15 protein-coding genes are annotated in these 14490 nt (G+C 58.5%); 12 read left to right on the top strand and 3 right to left on the bottom strand.

What is annotated here, in order from left to right; genetic code table 11:
• Positions 1–203 precede the first annotated feature (203 nt).
• Positions 204–1193, top strand: coding sequence for an ATP-binding protein (locus tag HMPREF9452_RS03630; RefSeq protein WP_009140755.1), 990 nt, complete (start codon positions 204–206; stop codon positions 1191–1193).
• 270 nt (positions 1194–1463) lie between these two features.
• Here the strand turns inward: HMPREF9452_RS03630 and HMPREF9452_RS11525 are convergent, their stop codons facing one another.
• The gene (locus HMPREF9452_RS11525; protein WP_083821737.1) at positions 1464–2033 is read right to left on the bottom strand and encodes a TraX family protein; all 570 of its coding nucleotides are present in this window, start codon (positions 2031–2033) and stop codon (positions 1464–1466) included.
• Here HMPREF9452_RS11525 and lpdD point away from each other — a divergent pair.
• The 6 genes from lpdD (at position 1920) to aspS (ending at position 8560) form a co-directional block, all read left to right on the top strand.
• Positions 1920–2312, top strand: a complete 393-nt coding sequence (lpdD, locus tag HMPREF9452_RS12325) for a prenylated flavin chaperone LpdD (protein WP_009140753.1) — start codon at positions 1920–1922, stop codon at positions 2310–2312. The two genes, HMPREF9452_RS11525 and lpdD, sit on opposite strands and share 114 nt — an antisense overlap.
• A 168-nt stretch (positions 2313–2480) precedes the next feature.
• Positions 2481–3962, top strand: a complete 1482-nt coding sequence (locus tag HMPREF9452_RS03615; protein WP_009140752.1) for a UbiD family decarboxylase — start codon at positions 2481–2483, stop codon at positions 3960–3962.
• A 93-nt stretch (positions 3963–4055) separates the two neighbouring features.
• Positions 4056–4802, top strand: a complete 747-nt coding sequence (locus HMPREF9452_RS03610) for a DUF554 domain-containing protein (RefSeq protein ID WP_009140751.1) — start codon at positions 4056–4058, stop codon at positions 4800–4802.
• Between the two features lie 146 nt (positions 4803–4948).
• A complete protein-coding gene (locus HMPREF9452_RS03605; protein WP_009140750.1) occupies positions 4949–5521 on the top strand; it encodes a UbiX family flavin prenyltransferase in 573 nt (190 codons plus the stop codon).
• A gap of 211 nt (positions 5522–5732) precedes the next feature.
• Positions 5733–6569, top strand: coding sequence for a MerR family transcriptional regulator (locus HMPREF9452_RS03600; protein WP_009140749.1), 837 nt, complete (start codon positions 5733–5735; stop codon positions 6567–6569).
• A gap of 218 nt (positions 6570–6787) precedes the next feature.
• Complete coding sequence (gene aspS / locus HMPREF9452_RS03595) at positions 6788–8560, top strand: aspartate--tRNA ligase (RefSeq protein WP_009140748.1); 1773 nt, start codon at positions 6788–6790, stop codon at positions 8558–8560.
• Positions 8561–9135: 575 nt separating this feature from the next.
• Here the strand turns inward: aspS and HMPREF9452_RS11920 are convergent.
• Positions 9136–9561: a UTRA domain-containing protein gene (locus tag HMPREF9452_RS11920; RefSeq protein WP_050797618.1), complete on the bottom strand. Its 426-nt coding sequence runs from the start codon at positions 9559–9561 to the stop codon at positions 9136–9138.
• A 109-nt stretch (positions 9562–9670) separates the two neighbouring features.
• Positions 9671–10027, bottom strand: a complete 357-nt coding sequence (locus HMPREF9452_RS11915) for a hypothetical protein (protein ID WP_009140746.1) — start codon at positions 10025–10027, stop codon at positions 9671–9673.
• An 839-nt stretch (positions 10028–10866) separates the two neighbouring features.
• On the opposite strand from HMPREF9452_RS11915, the gene HMPREF9452_RS03580 reads away from it, so the two are divergent.
• From HMPREF9452_RS03580 to HMPREF9452_RS03560, 5 genes are all read left to right on the top strand, one after another.
• Positions 10867–11175, top strand: coding sequence for a thiamine-binding protein (locus HMPREF9452_RS03580; protein ID WP_009140745.1), 309 nt, complete (start codon positions 10867–10869; stop codon positions 11173–11175).
• A gap of 1 nt (position 11176) precedes the next feature.
• Positions 11177–11992, top strand: a complete 816-nt coding sequence (locus HMPREF9452_RS03575; RefSeq protein WP_009140744.1) for an ABC transporter permease — start codon at positions 11177–11179, stop codon at positions 11990–11992.
• A gap of 8 nt (positions 11993–12000) precedes the next feature.
• Positions 12001–13074, top strand: a complete 1074-nt coding sequence (locus tag HMPREF9452_RS03570) for an ABC transporter substrate-binding protein (protein WP_009140743.1) — start codon at positions 12001–12003, stop codon at positions 13072–13074.
• Between the two features lie 176 nt (positions 13075–13250).
• Positions 13251–14003, top strand: coding sequence for an ABC transporter ATP-binding protein (locus HMPREF9452_RS03565; RefSeq protein WP_009140742.1), 753 nt, complete (start codon positions 13251–13253; stop codon positions 14001–14003).
• 82 nt (positions 14004–14085) lie between these two features.
• Entirely contained in the window at positions 14086–14490 is a 405-nt protein-coding gene (locus HMPREF9452_RS03560; protein ID WP_009140741.1) for a type II toxin-antitoxin system RelB/DinJ family antitoxin, read from the top strand.

The raw sequence follows: 14490 nt of genomic DNA, 5'->3' as shown, positions 1-14490 counted from the left end.
TGGGCATCGAGTTGGGTGATGGGAGTGGGGCATGAGCATGCGCGTCAGAGGGAGAGGCGTCGTTTTTGTCGCATTGCGGTCTGACAAGGCGGAGCGGCGGGAGGCCGTAAAGTAGCCTAATGTCGAATTCTGGAATTCTCTAATGTAATATTATGGAAATAACTAATGCATAATCCTGGAGAAAGGCACTGGTGAGGATACGTATGATTAATCGAATCATGGCGGATCAGATGCGGGCGCAAGCGCAGTGGTTTCCAGTCCTTTCGGTAACCGGTCCTCGTCAGAGCGGCAAGTCGACATTGGTCAAGAGTGTTTTTGATGCTTACGCTTATGCCAATCTTGAAGACCCGCAGCTGCGCCGCGAGGCATTGGAAGATCCTGTGGGGTTCATTCGAACTCGTCCGTCAAAACTAATCATCGATGAGGCGCAATATGCTCCCGAGTTGTTTTCAGTTATTCAGGTAGTGTCGGACGAGCGTGGTGAGGCGGGGCAATATATCTTATCGGGTTCGCAGAACTTTCTGCTCACTAAGCGCATCGGCCAGTCGCTGGCGGGAAGGGTCGGCTTGCTCAAATTGCTTTCTGTTTCGTATGAAGAGTGCCGTGATTATAACCCGGCGTGCAGTCCCGAGAGCTTTATGTTCTCGGGCGGTTATCCGCGCCTATTGAGCACAGGGATGCCCGCCTCGATGTTTTTCTCCAGCTATCTTGATACATATGTTGAAAGAGATGTAGCCGAGTACCTTGACGTAAGGAATCTAGCTGCATTTAGGAGATTTGTTCGACTATGCGCTCTTAGCGCCGGAAACCTTGTGAACTATTCGAGCCTCGCGCGCGATGCGGATATCGATGCGCGCACTGCAAAGGCTTGGCTGTCCATGCTTGACGCGAGCTACATTACATTTACGCTGCAACCGTATTATCGAAATGCTGGCAAGCGACTTACCAAGAGTCCCAAGATCTATTACCATGATACGGGGCTTTTATGCTACTTACTGGGCATTTCTAGCGCTGAACAGCTTGTGTCCAGTGAGTATTTCGGTGCGATTTGCGAGAACTTTATTGTGTCGGAGACTCAAAAAAGACACCTCAATCGCGGCGTTCGGCCAGAACTGTATTTCTATCGCGATGACCGAAAAGTCGAGGTTGACCTCTTGGATTTTACCGATGCGCATGAAAAAAAAGCTCGTTGAGGTGAAGTCGGGGCAAACGTACCGCGATGCGCACGCACGTCATCTTCAAACCGTGGGGGATGAGCTGGGTATTCCCGTGGCGAATCGGTATGTTGTCTCAAGGGTAGAACATGGTTTTAAATCATCGGCTGCGGCAGTTGTCACGTACGATGAATGGCTGCTTGGATAGCGGGTTGATGCCATGGGGCATGGGCTTCGTATTCTGGGGGACGCTCGGGCTTTTTGATTTGATATGACGAAAACTATTGCCGCAGATGTTATGGCGGGGTGCTACATCATGCGGGCGACCGCCATGAGAATCCACAGATGTATGGGATAGAACCAGTAAAAGAGATTCTTCGCGGCGGTTGTGTTGAGGCCGCGTGCACCGTTGTAGAGCAGTGCCAGGGGAACGATCGGGACCATCATCCATTCGCCATCGAAACATAGGGTGCTGAAGAGTGAAATCCCCGTGGCACCATAGCTCCAGCCAAGGTATGCGTTGGCAAATAGGATTGCGCACCACATCGTGACACCCAAGCATGCGATGCCACGGCGGTTGTGGAAGAAATAGAAACAGGCAAGAACGGGGAGCAGGTATATGCCGCCCTCGCATAGCAGCGATAAGCATGCAAGAGCAGCCGCTGCGACAACGTGAACCGCGCGTTTGCCGGCTTGACCGTATAGTTGCAATACGGACCACAATGAATGGCATGAGAAGCGGACTCGGCGTATCGGAGGTACGCGATGGTGTTGGTGGACGAGGTGCGGGTGGACGATGGTCCATATAGCATTGTTGCTCAAATGGTAGTGATGCCGCGCGGCATCACCGTTACGGCGGTGTCGCCGAATTACGCTCACCTAGGGGCGACCGCGCAGGCCATCCCAAGACCGGAGTCAGATAGAACGGCGACAGTGAGTCTCCTTTGTGTCCCCTGTCATAGAGATGAAATTCCCGCTCACGATATCGCCGCGGCGTTGGCGACCCGTTTTAGGGTTCCCTGCGCTGCGAGCGTGGGGCTGCATGTTGAGCGCGCAACGGAAAAAGACCTGCGCCTCATGATGGGGTCTGTGCGAACTCTTATTGACCGTTTGGTTGACTGTGGGGAGCGGGCGTTTAGGGAGATGGGGCAGCGGTGACGGAGCGTGCGCACCTTCTGCCTTATTTGGAAAAACTACCTTGACTGTATAGTCGCTACACGGTCCAAGCTTGGGATAACGAGCTGCCAGATCCTTGCGTAGGTGATGCGCAGCGTATTGCAGGGTTGCCTGCATGGTCGGGCAGCATGAGGCCGAGTTGGAGGAACAATGGCGAATAAGGTCAACGATTTGCGTAGCGCCCTTGAGCTGCTCAAGGGCATTGACGGTCAGCTTATCGAAACCGATGTTGAAGTGGATCCTATGGCGGAGCTTTCCGGTGTATACCGCCACATCGGCGCCGGTGGAACGGTGTCTCGTCCCACTAAAGAGGGTCCCGCGATGGTATTCAACAACGTGAAGGGCCATCCAGGCGCACGCGTGGCGATCGGCTTGCTCGCCAGTCGTCGCCGTGTGGGTTACCTGCTCGATTGCGACCCTAAGCGATTGGGCTTCATGCTCAATGACTCCGTTGCGAACCCCATCGCTCCGCAGGTTATCGCTGAGGGAGAGGCGGCGGCCTGCCAGGAAATTGTATACATGGCGGACGATCCGGGCTTCGACGTGCGCAAGCTGGTGCCCGCTCCCACCAATACCGAAGAGGACGCCGGCCCCTACATCACGATGGGCATGTGCTACGCCCATGACGTCGAGACCGGTGAACACGATGTGACTATTCACCGCCTGTGCCTGCAAGGTCCGGATACCATCTCCATGTTTTTCACCCCGGGCGCCCGTCATCTGGGTGCCTTCCGCGAGAAGGCCGAGGCGCTGGGCAAGCCGCTTCCCATCTCGATTTCTATTGGCGTGGACCCGGCTATCGAGATCGGTGCATGTTTTGAGCCGCCTACCACGCCTATTGGCTACGATGAGCTCTCCGTTGCGGGCGCAATCCGTAAGGAGCCGGTCAAGCTGGCCCGATGCAAGACAATCGACGAGTATTGCATCGCCAACGCCGAGTATGTTATCGAGGGCGAGCTGCTGCCCAACACCTATGTGGAGGAGGATCAAAACTCCGGTACTGGCAAGGCAATGCCAGAGTTCCCTGGTTATACCGGCGTTGCGCCCAAGCAGGTTCCGGTCATAAAGGTTAAGTGCGTCACAACCCGCACCAATCCCATCATGCAGACGGTAATCGGTCCATCCGAGGAACACGTGTCCATGGCGGGTATTCCCACCGAGGCGTCGATCCTATCTATGGTTGACCGCGCCATGCCTGGTCGCGTGCAAAACGTTTACGCGGCTACCCCTGGTGGCGGCAAGTTCATGGCGGTTATTCAGTTCAAGAAGACGGTTCCCTCCGATGAGGGCCGTCAGCGTCAGGCGGCGCTCCTTGCGTTCTCGGCATTCCCCGAGCTCAAGCACGTGTTCTTGGTTGATGAGGACGTTGATCCCTTTGATATGAACGATGTCATCTGGGCAATGAACACCCGTTTTCAGGGCGATGTGGACTGCATCACCATTCCTGGGGTGCGCTGCCATCCGCTTGACCCGTCAAATGATCCCGCGTGCGACCCGTCAATTCGTGACCACGGTATTGCGTGCAAGACCATTTTTGACTGTACCGTACCCTACGATCAAAAGCACCGCTTCCAGCGTTCTAAGTTCAAAGACGTTGACCCCTCCCATTGGGTGCCCGGGTTTATCGACTAGCAGTATTACGTTGTAAGGGCGTGGGCGCGCAATCGCAGTACCTTGCATCCGCGGTGCCCACGCCTTTTTATTCTCGAACAGAATGGAATCGCTATGCCAGCTTACTTCCCTTCGGGCATTATCATCAACGTTTCCGCCGTTATTCTCGGCGGCATCGCGGGCGCCTTGCTTGGGCCCAAGCTGCCCAAGGATCTGCGCACCACCCTTAATCTCATCTTCGGTGCCTGCTCCATGACCATGGGCATTTCTTATATCGTTAAGCTGCAGACGTTGCCGGCGCTCATGCTCGCGATTATCGTGGGGACCGCCGTGGGCCATCTGGTCCACCTCGAAAGCGGCATCTCGGGTGTCGCCGCCAAGCTGCAGGGCCCTGTGTCCGCTTTGGTTAGAAGCGAGCCCTCGGGTGACATGAGCGAGGACGAATGGATGAGCCGCTACATCGCCGCGGTGGTTTTGTTCTGCGCTTCGGGTACCGGCATCTTTGGCGCACTGCAGTCCGGCCTTAATGGCGACCAGTCGATTCTTATTTCCAAGGCGATCCTTGACTTCTTTACCGCCGCCATCTTCGCTGCGGATCTGGGCTTCATGACCCCGCTGATCGGTATTCCCCAAGCGGTTATCATGGCGGTGCTGTTTGTGCTTGCCGGCGTCATCATGCCGCTCACCAATGAGGTCATGATGGGAGACTTCCGCGCGTGCGGCGGTGTTCTCATGCTTTGCACCGGCTTTAGAATTTGCGGAATCAAGTGTTTTCCCATTGCGAACATGCTGCCCGCCATGGTGCTTATCATGCCCTTTAGCTGGATGTTTGCAGATCTTATTTTGCCGCTGATCGGATAAGGGGCAACTTTGGACGCGGGGTGTACTCGGGAGTATTGGGTAGGGTCCCGCCCGGTGTCTCGCCTTGCTAATTGTCCCAACTTGTTTTGCGGAGGGCGTGGTTGCCAATCTGATTTGGCGCGGTGGCTTAGAGGCGGGAGGCATAGATGGATAATTCAGGGTCGAGGCGCATCGTCGTTGGCGTCTCTGGGGCAAGCGGTGCGGCATTGGGCCTTGCGGTTCTTGATGGATTGCGGGCGGCGGGGGTTGAGAGCCATCTAGTGCTCACCCGCGGCGCGGAGCTGACCATCGAGCAAGAGCTGTCTATTGGCGTCGATGGGTTTTGCTCGCATGCGGACGTGGTTTACAACAACCGTAACATCGGAGCCGCGATTGCAAGCGGAACCTTCAAAACCGCTGGCATGATTGTTTCTCCGTGCTCTATGAAAACGCTGGCGGGAGTTGCAAGCGGGTATTCGGAAAACCTGCTGCTTCGTGCGGCAGATGTAACCATGAAAGAGCGCCGTCCGTTGGTGCTCATGGTGCGCGAAACGCCGTTCAATTCCATCCACGTCGATAATATGCAGCGCCTTGTCCGCATTCCCGGGGTGGTGCTTTTACCGCCGTTGCTCACGTTCTACAACGGCGCGCAGACGGTGGACCAGATGGTGCACCATGTCGCGTGCAAGGCATTGGACGCTTTCGGTATTGAGCCCGAGGGTTTTCAGCGTTGGAGTTAACGGTGGCCGGTACCGGTATTCGCTGAAAGAGGCAGATGTTTGGCGCTGCCGGGTATCGGGTCGATGCCACGTGTCATGTCGGCAGCCCATATAGCCTTTTGCACGTGGCTGCGCATGCTGCAAAACGCGTTTGCCGCGCCTCCATGTCCTTATCTACAATAGAGTCCCTGGTGTCCACCGGGGGCTCTGCGCGGTTTTAGGGGGTGACCACGTGAAGGGGAATGCGTATTCCATAAGCGAGATGGCGGCGATGTTTGGTCTTACTCGTCAAACGCTTATCTATTATGACCGCATTGGCCTATTTGCCCCAGCACATGTAAATGAAGAGGGATATCGTCTGTACGAGCCGACGCAGATTCCGTTTTTGCGCCTCATATGCCTTATGAGAGATTTGGGCCTAGAGCTCAAGGAGATTAAAGAGGTACTAAGGCGACCGGACCCGGATAGCCTGGTAAGCTGCCTCGCCCATCAAGTCGAACGCCTTGATGGGGAAATCGATCGTCTCCGGGCAAAGCGCGACGGCGCGCACGAGCGGCTGTGCTTCTACGAAGAGGTGCTCTATTGGAAAGAGCGCTTGGGCGTGCCGCATCTTCGTCATTATCCCGACCGTTATGTTGTGTTTGAGCAGTTTGACGATGGCGCCATCGATAGACGCGTGCTCCATACCACGCTTATGAGGCTGCTTGCGCGCATGCGCGACGAGGGCGGCGCGTCTCCGTTTAGGGGATGGGGGGCCATGCTGCGTTACGATGAGCTTGAAGGCGATGACCCCCTTGCGGGGGCGGGGACCGTCGCCTTTCTTCCCGCTGGCGTTGATCCATCGGCGTTTAGCGGTGTTCGTCTGCTGCCAGAAGGGATTTATCTATGCTGCAGCAGGTGGGGTATGCCCTATGATCCGCAAGGCGCCAGGGAGTTTATTGGGCACGCCAAGAGCCATGGGCTTCGCGTGCTAGACGACGTATGCGACCTTTGCCTCATGGATACCGTCAGTTATAACGAGGAGCATCGCGTGGATTTCTGCTGCTTGCAGGCCCCCGTGGCGTTGTAGAGCGCTGAAGGTAATGTCACATCCCTGTTAAGAGCGGGTGGATGCGCCGGTTCTTTTGGCCGCCGCGCCGCACATCCGTTATCCTATTGACTTGCCGCACGCGACCGGTCGGTCCGAGTCGTTTGCGAGCAGCCTCGTTGCGCGGTCTACGCAGGCGGGGCCATCTGTACAGCAAGCCGCCCGTAACGACACGGGGTGGCACGGATGAGGAGGTTCTTATGACCCAAATCCACTCTATGCACACGCATACGTGCAACGAGCTTCGTCTCGAGCACATTGGCCAGGAGGTGACCCTCACCGGTTGGGTGTGGCGTCGCCGCGACCACGGCGGCCTGATCTTCGTCGACCTGCGCGACCGCGAGGGCGTTACGCAGATCTCCTTCGACCCCGAGCATTCCGGCGGCACCGCGTTCCACGCCGCTGAGACCATCCGTTCCGAGTGGCCCATCAAGGTTACCGGCGTGGTGCGCGAGCGCCCCGAGGGCCAGTCCAACGCTAAGCTCGCTACGGGCGAGATCGAGGTGCTGGTCTCTCATATCGAGGTGCTCAACACTTCCAAGACCCCGCCCTTCCAGATCGAGGATCACATCGAGGCTGGTGAGGACATCCGCCTGCGCTATCGCTACCTGGATATCCGTCGCCCCAAGATGATGGCCAACCTCCAGATGCGCTCCGACTTCACCTTCGCCATCCGCGAGGCCCTGCACAAGCGCGCCTTCATGGAGGTCGAGACCCCGTCGCTGTTCAAGTCCACGCCCGAGGGCGCTCGCGACTTCCTGGTCCCCAGCCGCATCCAGCCCGGCCACTTCTACGCGCTACCCCAGAGCCCGCAGCTGCTCAAGCAGCTTCTTATGATCGGCGGCGTGGAGCGCTACTACCAGGTTGCCAAGTGCTTCCGTGACGAGGATCTGCGCGCCGACCGCCAGCCCGAGTTCACCCAGGTGGACATCGAGATGAGCTTTGTCGAGCAGGACGATGTCATGAGCGCTCTTGAGGATGTGCTCCGCGACGCCTTCGCCAAGATGGGCGTCGAGCTGCCCTGCCCGCTGCGTCGCATGCAGTACTGGGACGCCATGGACACCTATGGCACCGACAAGCCCGATACCCGCTACGGCATGGAACTCCATGACGTGACGGACATCTTTACCAACTCTTCCTTCAAGCTCTTCGCCGGCGCTGCCAATACCGATGGCCAGTACGTCAAGGCGCTCAACGCCAAGGGTGCCGGTACCTGGCCGCGCGCCAAGATCGACAAGCTCGCCGGCGTCGCCGCCGAGTTTGGCGCCAAGGGCCTGGCTTGGATCGCCTTCCGCGAGGACGGCTCCATCAACAGTCCCATCGTGAAGTTCTTTACGGACGAGGAGATGGCCGCCCTGCGCGCCGAGATGGACGCTCAGCCCGGCGACCTGGTCATGTTCGCCGTCGCCGATCGCCTTGGCGCCGACGAGATCCTGGGCGGCATGCGCTGCCACATGGCCGACGCCCTGGATGTTCCCCGCGAGGGCCACGACTTTTTGTGGGTGGTCAACTTCCCGCTGTTCCATTGGGACGAGGACCGCAAGGCGTACGCCGCCGAGCATCAGCCCTTCACCCTGCCTGATACGGATGACCTCGAGGCCATCAAGGCCAACCCGCTGGCCGCGGGGTCTTGCACCTACGACTTTGTCATGGACGGCTACGAGGCCGGTGGCGGCGGCATGCGCATCCACAACGCGCAGATGCAGCTCGCCATGCTCGAGATGCTCGGCTTCACCGAGGAGGGCGCTCGCGAGCAGTTTGGCTTCCTGATGGACGCCCTCGAGTTCGGTGCACCCCCCATGGGCGGCTTCGCGCTCGGCCTCGACCGCGTCTGCATGCTGCTTGCCGGCTGCGATTCCATCCGCGAGGTCATGGCGTTCCCCAAGACCAGCTCCGGCTCCGACCTTATGTCCGACGCCCCCAGCGCCGTCTCCGCGCGTCAGCTTAAGGAAGTCGGCCTCCGCATGGAGTAGTCGGCTTTTCGAGGCTCCTGCGTTCCTTGCTTTGAGCTTGGAATTGATGAGACCTAATAAAAGGCCCAGAATGGTATGCAAGATGGCAGCCATTCTGGGCATTTTTGTTGCTTTCATCGAATGAGGGGCGGACGCCCGCTAACGACTTCGCCTGCTGACGACTTAGGGGGTGCGATGCAAATCCTGCAGCCCGGGGCAGGGAGGCAATCGGGTAGGGAGGCAACCAGTTCTGGGAGGCAGCCCGCGCCGGGAGTCAACTGGCTCCGGGAAGCGAGTGACAAATAATGGCTTAGTGCGGGACTTAGGTCAAATAGTCGCTTAGTGCGGGCCTTGGAGTGTCAAATAGTGCGTTAGTGCGGAAAGAGGGAGATATAGTAAGGGTACCTCATGAATAGGCCTCTCCAATTATCCGAGCTAGAAGGCTCGGGCGATGATGATCGATGCATACAGAAGTCGCGCCGGGCCGCCTCCAGTCCGCACTAACGCACTATTTGACCTAAGTCCCGCACTAAGCCCTTTTTTGACACACCGTCCTTCTCTCGAACGATGATGGATTTGCATGCTCCGCCTTCCGTCTACACGTTTTGGCGCACCGCGGTGCTGCGGAAGCAGAAGTGGTCCAGGCGATGGCGCGACTGCGTGTACTCGATCATGGTGCCCTGTGCATCGAAGGTCTGGCTCTTGACCACGGCGAGGTAGTCGACATCGTCCAAATCAAGGAGTTCGCGGTCGCGATCGGTCGCGCGCTCGCCGGTGATTTCGCGCTTGCTCATGGCGATGGTGATGCCCAGCGTGTTCTCTAGATAGTTGTAGATAGAGGCTTCCGCTATTTGCGGCGTGAGGCCCTCCGCTGCGCTGGCGAGGAAGAAGTTGCGGTCCAAAATGAGCGCCTCGCCATCGATGGTGCGGATGCGTTCGATGGCGAAGAGTTCGTCGCCGGGGGCAAAGCCCGTTTGGTCCGCTATGGCTTGGGTGGCTTGCATGCGCTCGAAAGCCACCACGCGCGTGGTGCTTGAAAAAGCGGGCCTCGCTTTGCGCGGGGTCCGCTCTGCTGGTTTTAGTTGATGCGGTGCCGAGTTGCTTGGCGCCCGCCGAATGCGCGGCGATTTACTACAAGAGGGACCCCAGGGTATCGATGTCTTGCTGCGGCAGCTCAAAGTCGAGCGTAAGATCCATGGCGGGGATGTACATGGTGATGTAGTCGGTATCGCCGTATAGCGTGATGTCGAGCGATTCGGTGTCTTGGTCGCTGCTGGATCCAAGCAAGGTCTCGGTGGGGTTGGTGTAGAAGCGCAGCGAGCGGTCCGCCACGCAGTCATCTGGCGCCGACGAGACGAGCTTCCAGGATGCAGCATCCAGCCCGGCGATGGAGTCGCCAAGCTTCGCGAGTTCGGTGGCGCTGTCGATGGATGAGACGACCTCTTGGGTCTGGGCATCGACAAGCTCCGGACGAGAAGAGCTGTTCATGAGCTCGTGGTTCGAGTGCCATTCTAAAGATGGTGGCAAAGCTCGGTGGGTGCCGGGCCCGTAGGCGGGAGGTTGCGATGACTACTGCGATTACGCTCTACCTGCTTCTTCTCTGCGTTCTCACGGCGGTTGCTCTTGGCGTGGGAACGGCCATTTATCGCGGGTTGATTCACTGGTTTTAACCGTGGCTGATTGGGATGGCAATTGAAACGTTTCAGGCGGGATTTTTTCTCTATGCATAGCGGTTAAGCGGGGTCTGCGTCGACGCGCGGCGTGCGTTTCCGATTCGTGCTTTTTGTGAATGGCGACAGAGCCATTAGAACCGTTGGATAAGTTACATCTGTTGAGCGGCCCTTTTATCCGGTAGTGGCTCTGTCACGGCTTTGCGGAGGGTTCGCTTGTGCGTACCGAGTTTATTTAGGCGAGTCCGTACCCGCCTCGTGGCACTCAGTGACCATACCGATTCGAGACGACTTGGCTAATTTGCATTGATTGCATAAAACGTGAATAGAGCAGTAAGAAATCCTGCGAAAACTTTACGGCGCATGCACGCGCTAAGATGCTTGGCCTACCACCGCCTCATGCCATCTTTCTGGGGCGCGGTGTCGACGTTGCTTCTACGGCCTTTTGCGCAATGCGAGCGGCGGTGCGAGTGCTATACTCGACCGCGTACATGGGGAGCTGGGACGATGGCCCGGCTGAGAGGAGCATGCCCGCGATGCTCGACCCGCAACCTGATCCGGATAATGCCGGCGTAGGGAACCAACAGCCTTGCTTTTGCAACTGCAAGGCCCCTACGGAAAACGAGGGGCCTTTTCTTGGCCCGGAAGGGAGGAGCAGTGGAGGCAAGCGTTGCCATTCAGGTACTGCCCCAATTCGTGGAGAGCACCGAAGAGGTCGTCCGCATCGTCGATGAGGCGATCGCCTACATCCAGTCGGAGTTCCCAGATGCCTACGTGGGTCCGTTCGAGACCACTATCCAGGGCGAGTACGACCATTGCATGAAGGTGGTAGCCGAGGTCAATCGCATTGTGGTCGCAGCCGGAGCGCCCGAAGTAGCGACCTATGTCAAGATCTTCTTTGCCCCCGAGAAGGGCGTCCTCACCACTGAGGAAAAGATCACCAAGTATCATTTGGACGAGAAATAACATGTCGCGCTCGTCCAAGACAGCCGAATCAACCCGCAGGGATCCTGCTTCGCGTGGCCGCTGGCTATCTGCCGCCGCGCCCGTGACGTTGGTCGCTTTGCTGGCCGCCTGGCAGGCAGTGTGCTCGGCCGGTATCATGCCTCCCTATCTGCTGCCCAGCCCCGTTGCCGTGTTGCGCGCGCTGGCGGGGGATTGGCCCTTACTGGCGGGCCATGCCGTGACCACGTTGGCGGAGGCGGGTATCGGTCTTGCTGCGGGTATTGCGCTGGGCGCCGCGGCGGCGGTCGCCATGGATCGCTTCGAGTTGCTCTACCGTGCGTTCTACCCCTTGGTGGTGCTTACGCAGACCATCCCTACGGTCGCCATCGCTCCGCTGCTGGTGCTGTGGTTTGGCTACGGCATGCTGCCCAAGGTGGTGCTCATTGTGGTGGCCACATTCTTTCCCATCACGGTGGGGCTTCTGGGCGGATTCAAATCGGTTGATCCGGACGAGATAGACCTTATGCGCTCCATGGGGGCGTCGCGCTGGCAGATCATGCGCCATGTAAAGATCCCGGCTGCCCTGCCGCAGTTCTTCAGTGGTCTCAAGATCTCCGCCGCCTATGCCATCGTGGGCGCGGTCATTGCCGAATGGCTGGGAGGTTTTTCCGGCCTTGGCGTGTACATGACACGCGTCCGCAAGGCGTATTCGTTCGACAAGATGTTCGCGGTGATCTTCCTCATCTCGGCCTTGAGCTTGGTGCTCATGTGGGCCGTCGAGGCCGTCCGCCGCATCGCAATGCCCTGGGAGCGCGTCAAGGGTAACCAGGGAGAATAGGATTCATCATGCGTTCCAACAACATGTTCAATATGCAGGCCACCATCAGCCGTCGCGGCCTTGTGCGCACGGGCCTGGCGGGGCTGGGCCTCGCCGGCGCTGCGGCCCTGACGGGTTGCGCGGGTGGCAACGCTAGCGCTCCGGCGGGTTCCGCGGGTTCTGGCAAAACCCAAGGCGGCCTCACCAAGGTGACCTTCGCGTTGGACTGGACGCCCAATACCAACCATACCGGCCTGTACGTCGCCCAAGAGAAGGGGTACTACAAGGATGCCGGGCTTGAGGTCGAGATCCTTCAGGCGCCGGAAAACGGTGCGGATCCGCTGGTGGCGGCCGGCGACGCGCAGTTTGGCGTGAGCTTCCAGGACACTATGGCCTCCTACGTGTCCGGCGACGCCGCCATGCCGGTCACCGCGATCGCCGCTATCATCCAACACAACACCTCGGGCATCATCAGCATGAAGGACAAGGGTATCACCGGCCCTGCCAAGATGATGGACCATACCTACGCCACCTGGGAGATGCCTATCGAGCAGGGCGTCATCCAGCGCTGCGTCGAGGCGGACGGAGGCGACTATAGCCGCGTGCAGATGGTCCCCTCGACCGTGACCGACGAGGTGACCGCGCTTTCCACCAACCAGGTCGACAGCATCTGGATCTACTGGGCGTGGGCGGGCGAGAAGTGCAAGCTCGCGGGCCTGGACACCAACTACTTCGCGTTCGCAGACATCGACCCCGTCTTCGATTTCTACACGCCGGTCATCATCGCCAACAACGATCTCATAAAGAGCGACCCCGACACGGTTAAGGCGTTTATGGATGCCACGCGCGCCGGCTACGAGGACTGCATCAAGGACCCTGACGGCGCCGCCGAGATCCTGCTCAAGGCTGCTCCCGAGCTTGAGAGCGAGCTGGTCCACGCATCGCAGAATTACCTGGCGGATCAGTATCAGGCAGACGCTTCCATGTGGGGCCAGATGGACCAGCAGCGCTGGGACGATTTCTTCTCCTGGGTCTCTGACCAGGGTTTTGCGCCCGCAATCGAGCCGGGCGCTGGCATGACCATGGACTTTATCAGCGCTTAGCGCCTATTGCGGCTCGCCCGCGGTGATCGGCGCCCGCGACAAGCGGGGCGTGCGGCACGCGATGCCTGCGGCACGTGGTGCGTCGTCGGCAGTCCGTGGCTGGCGGTTATCGGGTGCCGTCGTTTTTCTCAGACGGCACCTATTATTTTGGACGAGAAGGGGCGGGGGAGTAACGCATGGCGAGTCTGGATATCGAGGACGTTTCCCAGGGCTTTGGTGACATCAAGGTTTTGGACGCCATCAACTTGCATGTGGAATCCGGCCAGGTTGCCTGCCTGCTGGGGCCGTCCGGTTGCGGCAAGACCACGCTGTTCCATGCAATCGCAGGTCTCTCCCGCCCCTGGGCCGGTCGCGTGCTTCTGGACGGGCATGACATCACTGGGCAGTCCGGGCGTCTTGCTTACATGCTGCAAAAAGATCTGCTGCTGCCCCATAAAACGATTCTGGACAACGTCTCGCTTCCCTTGGTGCTCAAAGGCGAGCCGCGTGATTCTGCCCGCGATAAAGCGCGCGAGCTGCTTGGTCTATTTGGCCTGGAGGGCACCCAGGATCGCTGGCCCGCCGAGCTTTCCGGCGGCATGCGCCAGCGCGCCGCGCTGCTCCGCAGCTACTTGTTCTCGCGCGAGTTCATGCTCTTGGACGAGCCCTTCTCCGCGCTCGATGCGTTCACCAAGGCGGACATGCACGAGTGGTTTCTCAACGTGGTCGATACCTGCGGCACCACGGCGCTGGTGGTGACCCATGACATAGACGAGGCAGTCAAGCTCGCGGACATCATCTACGTCATGCGCGGGGCCCCGCAGCGCGGCGAGCCCGCTCATATCGTAGGCTGCGAGCCCGTGGCATGCGAGCGCTCGCAGCGCGCCTCGTTCTCGCTCACGCCCGCTTTCCTCGACCACAAGCGCCGCGTCCTTAACCTGCTGGGGTAATAGAAGCCTCACCTTGATTATATTTGCTATGCATGCTATACACTTATTATAGCAAGCTAGCTATGAAGTGAGGAGGATTGCAATGGCGACGGCTAAGGTGATGGCATCTTCGCAGCTTAATGTAAGAATTGATTCTGATTTAAAGCGAGCGGGTGATGCTGTATTCACTAGCATAGGGTTGTCACCTTCGCAGGCGGTTAGGGCTTTGTGGGAACTTGCGGCAAATCATAAGGACGAGCCCGAGCGGCTGCGCGCTGTTTTGTTCCCTCACGAGGAGGAAATCTCCGTGGCTGCTCATGATAAGGAAAAGGCAAGGAAGCTGAAGCTGGCGGCGCAAGGTCCTCATATCATGGAGGATGTTATACGCGCCTCCGGGTTGAATCCCATCGACTCTTCTGTTCCAGAGCTATCATTTGATGATCTCAAAGAGCTAGCTTATCAAGAGAAGTATGGTGACGGCGCTTTGTTCTTTAAAGCGATGGTGTAA

The organism is Collinsella tanakaei YIT 12063, assembly GCF_000225705.1.
GTDB classification, from domain to species: domain Bacteria; phylum Actinomycetota; class Coriobacteriia; order Coriobacteriales; family Coriobacteriaceae; genus Collinsella; species Collinsella tanakaei.
The sequence above is the reverse complement of the archived record's forward strand: the minus strand, read 5'-3'. Positions and strand labels throughout refer to the sequence as shown.

Excerpts from the sequence above, each read along its gene's own strand:
- HMPREF9452_RS03630 (WP_009140755.1), top strand. The coding sequence starts at position 204 with ATGATTAATCGAATCATGGCGGATCAGATGCGGGCGCAAGCGCAGTGG.
- lpdD (WP_009140753.1), top strand. The coding sequence starts at position 1,920 with ATGGTGTTGGTGGACGAGGTGCGGGTGGACGATGGTCCATATAGCATT.
- HMPREF9452_RS03615 (WP_009140752.1), top strand. The coding sequence starts at position 2,481 with ATGGCGAATAAGGTCAACGATTTGCGTAGCGCCCTTGAGCTGCTCAAG.
- HMPREF9452_RS03610 (WP_009140751.1), top strand. The coding sequence starts at position 4,056 with ATGCCAGCTTACTTCCCTTCGGGCATTATCATCAACGTTTCCGCCGTT.
- HMPREF9452_RS03605 (WP_009140750.1), top strand. The coding sequence starts at position 4,949 with ATGGATAATTCAGGGTCGAGGCGCATCGTCGTTGGCGTCTCTGGGGCA.
- aspS (WP_009140748.1), top strand. The coding sequence starts at position 6,788 with ATGACCCAAATCCACTCTATGCACACGCATACGTGCAACGAGCTTCGT.
- HMPREF9452_RS11915 (WP_009140746.1), bottom strand. The coding sequence starts at position 10,027 with ATGAACAGCTCTTCTCGTCCGGAGCTTGTCGATGCCCAGACCCAAGAG.
- HMPREF9452_RS03575 (WP_009140744.1), top strand. The coding sequence starts at position 11,177 with ATGTCGCGCTCGTCCAAGACAGCCGAATCAACCCGCAGGGATCCTGCT.
- HMPREF9452_RS03570 (WP_009140743.1), top strand. The coding sequence starts at position 12,001 with ATGCGTTCCAACAACATGTTCAATATGCAGGCCACCATCAGCCGTCGC.
- HMPREF9452_RS03565 (WP_009140742.1), top strand. The coding sequence starts at position 13,251 with ATGGCGAGTCTGGATATCGAGGACGTTTCCCAGGGCTTTGGTGACATC.
- HMPREF9452_RS03560 (WP_009140741.1), top strand. The coding sequence starts at position 14,086 with ATGGCGACGGCTAAGGTGATGGCATCTTCGCAGCTTAATGTAAGAATT.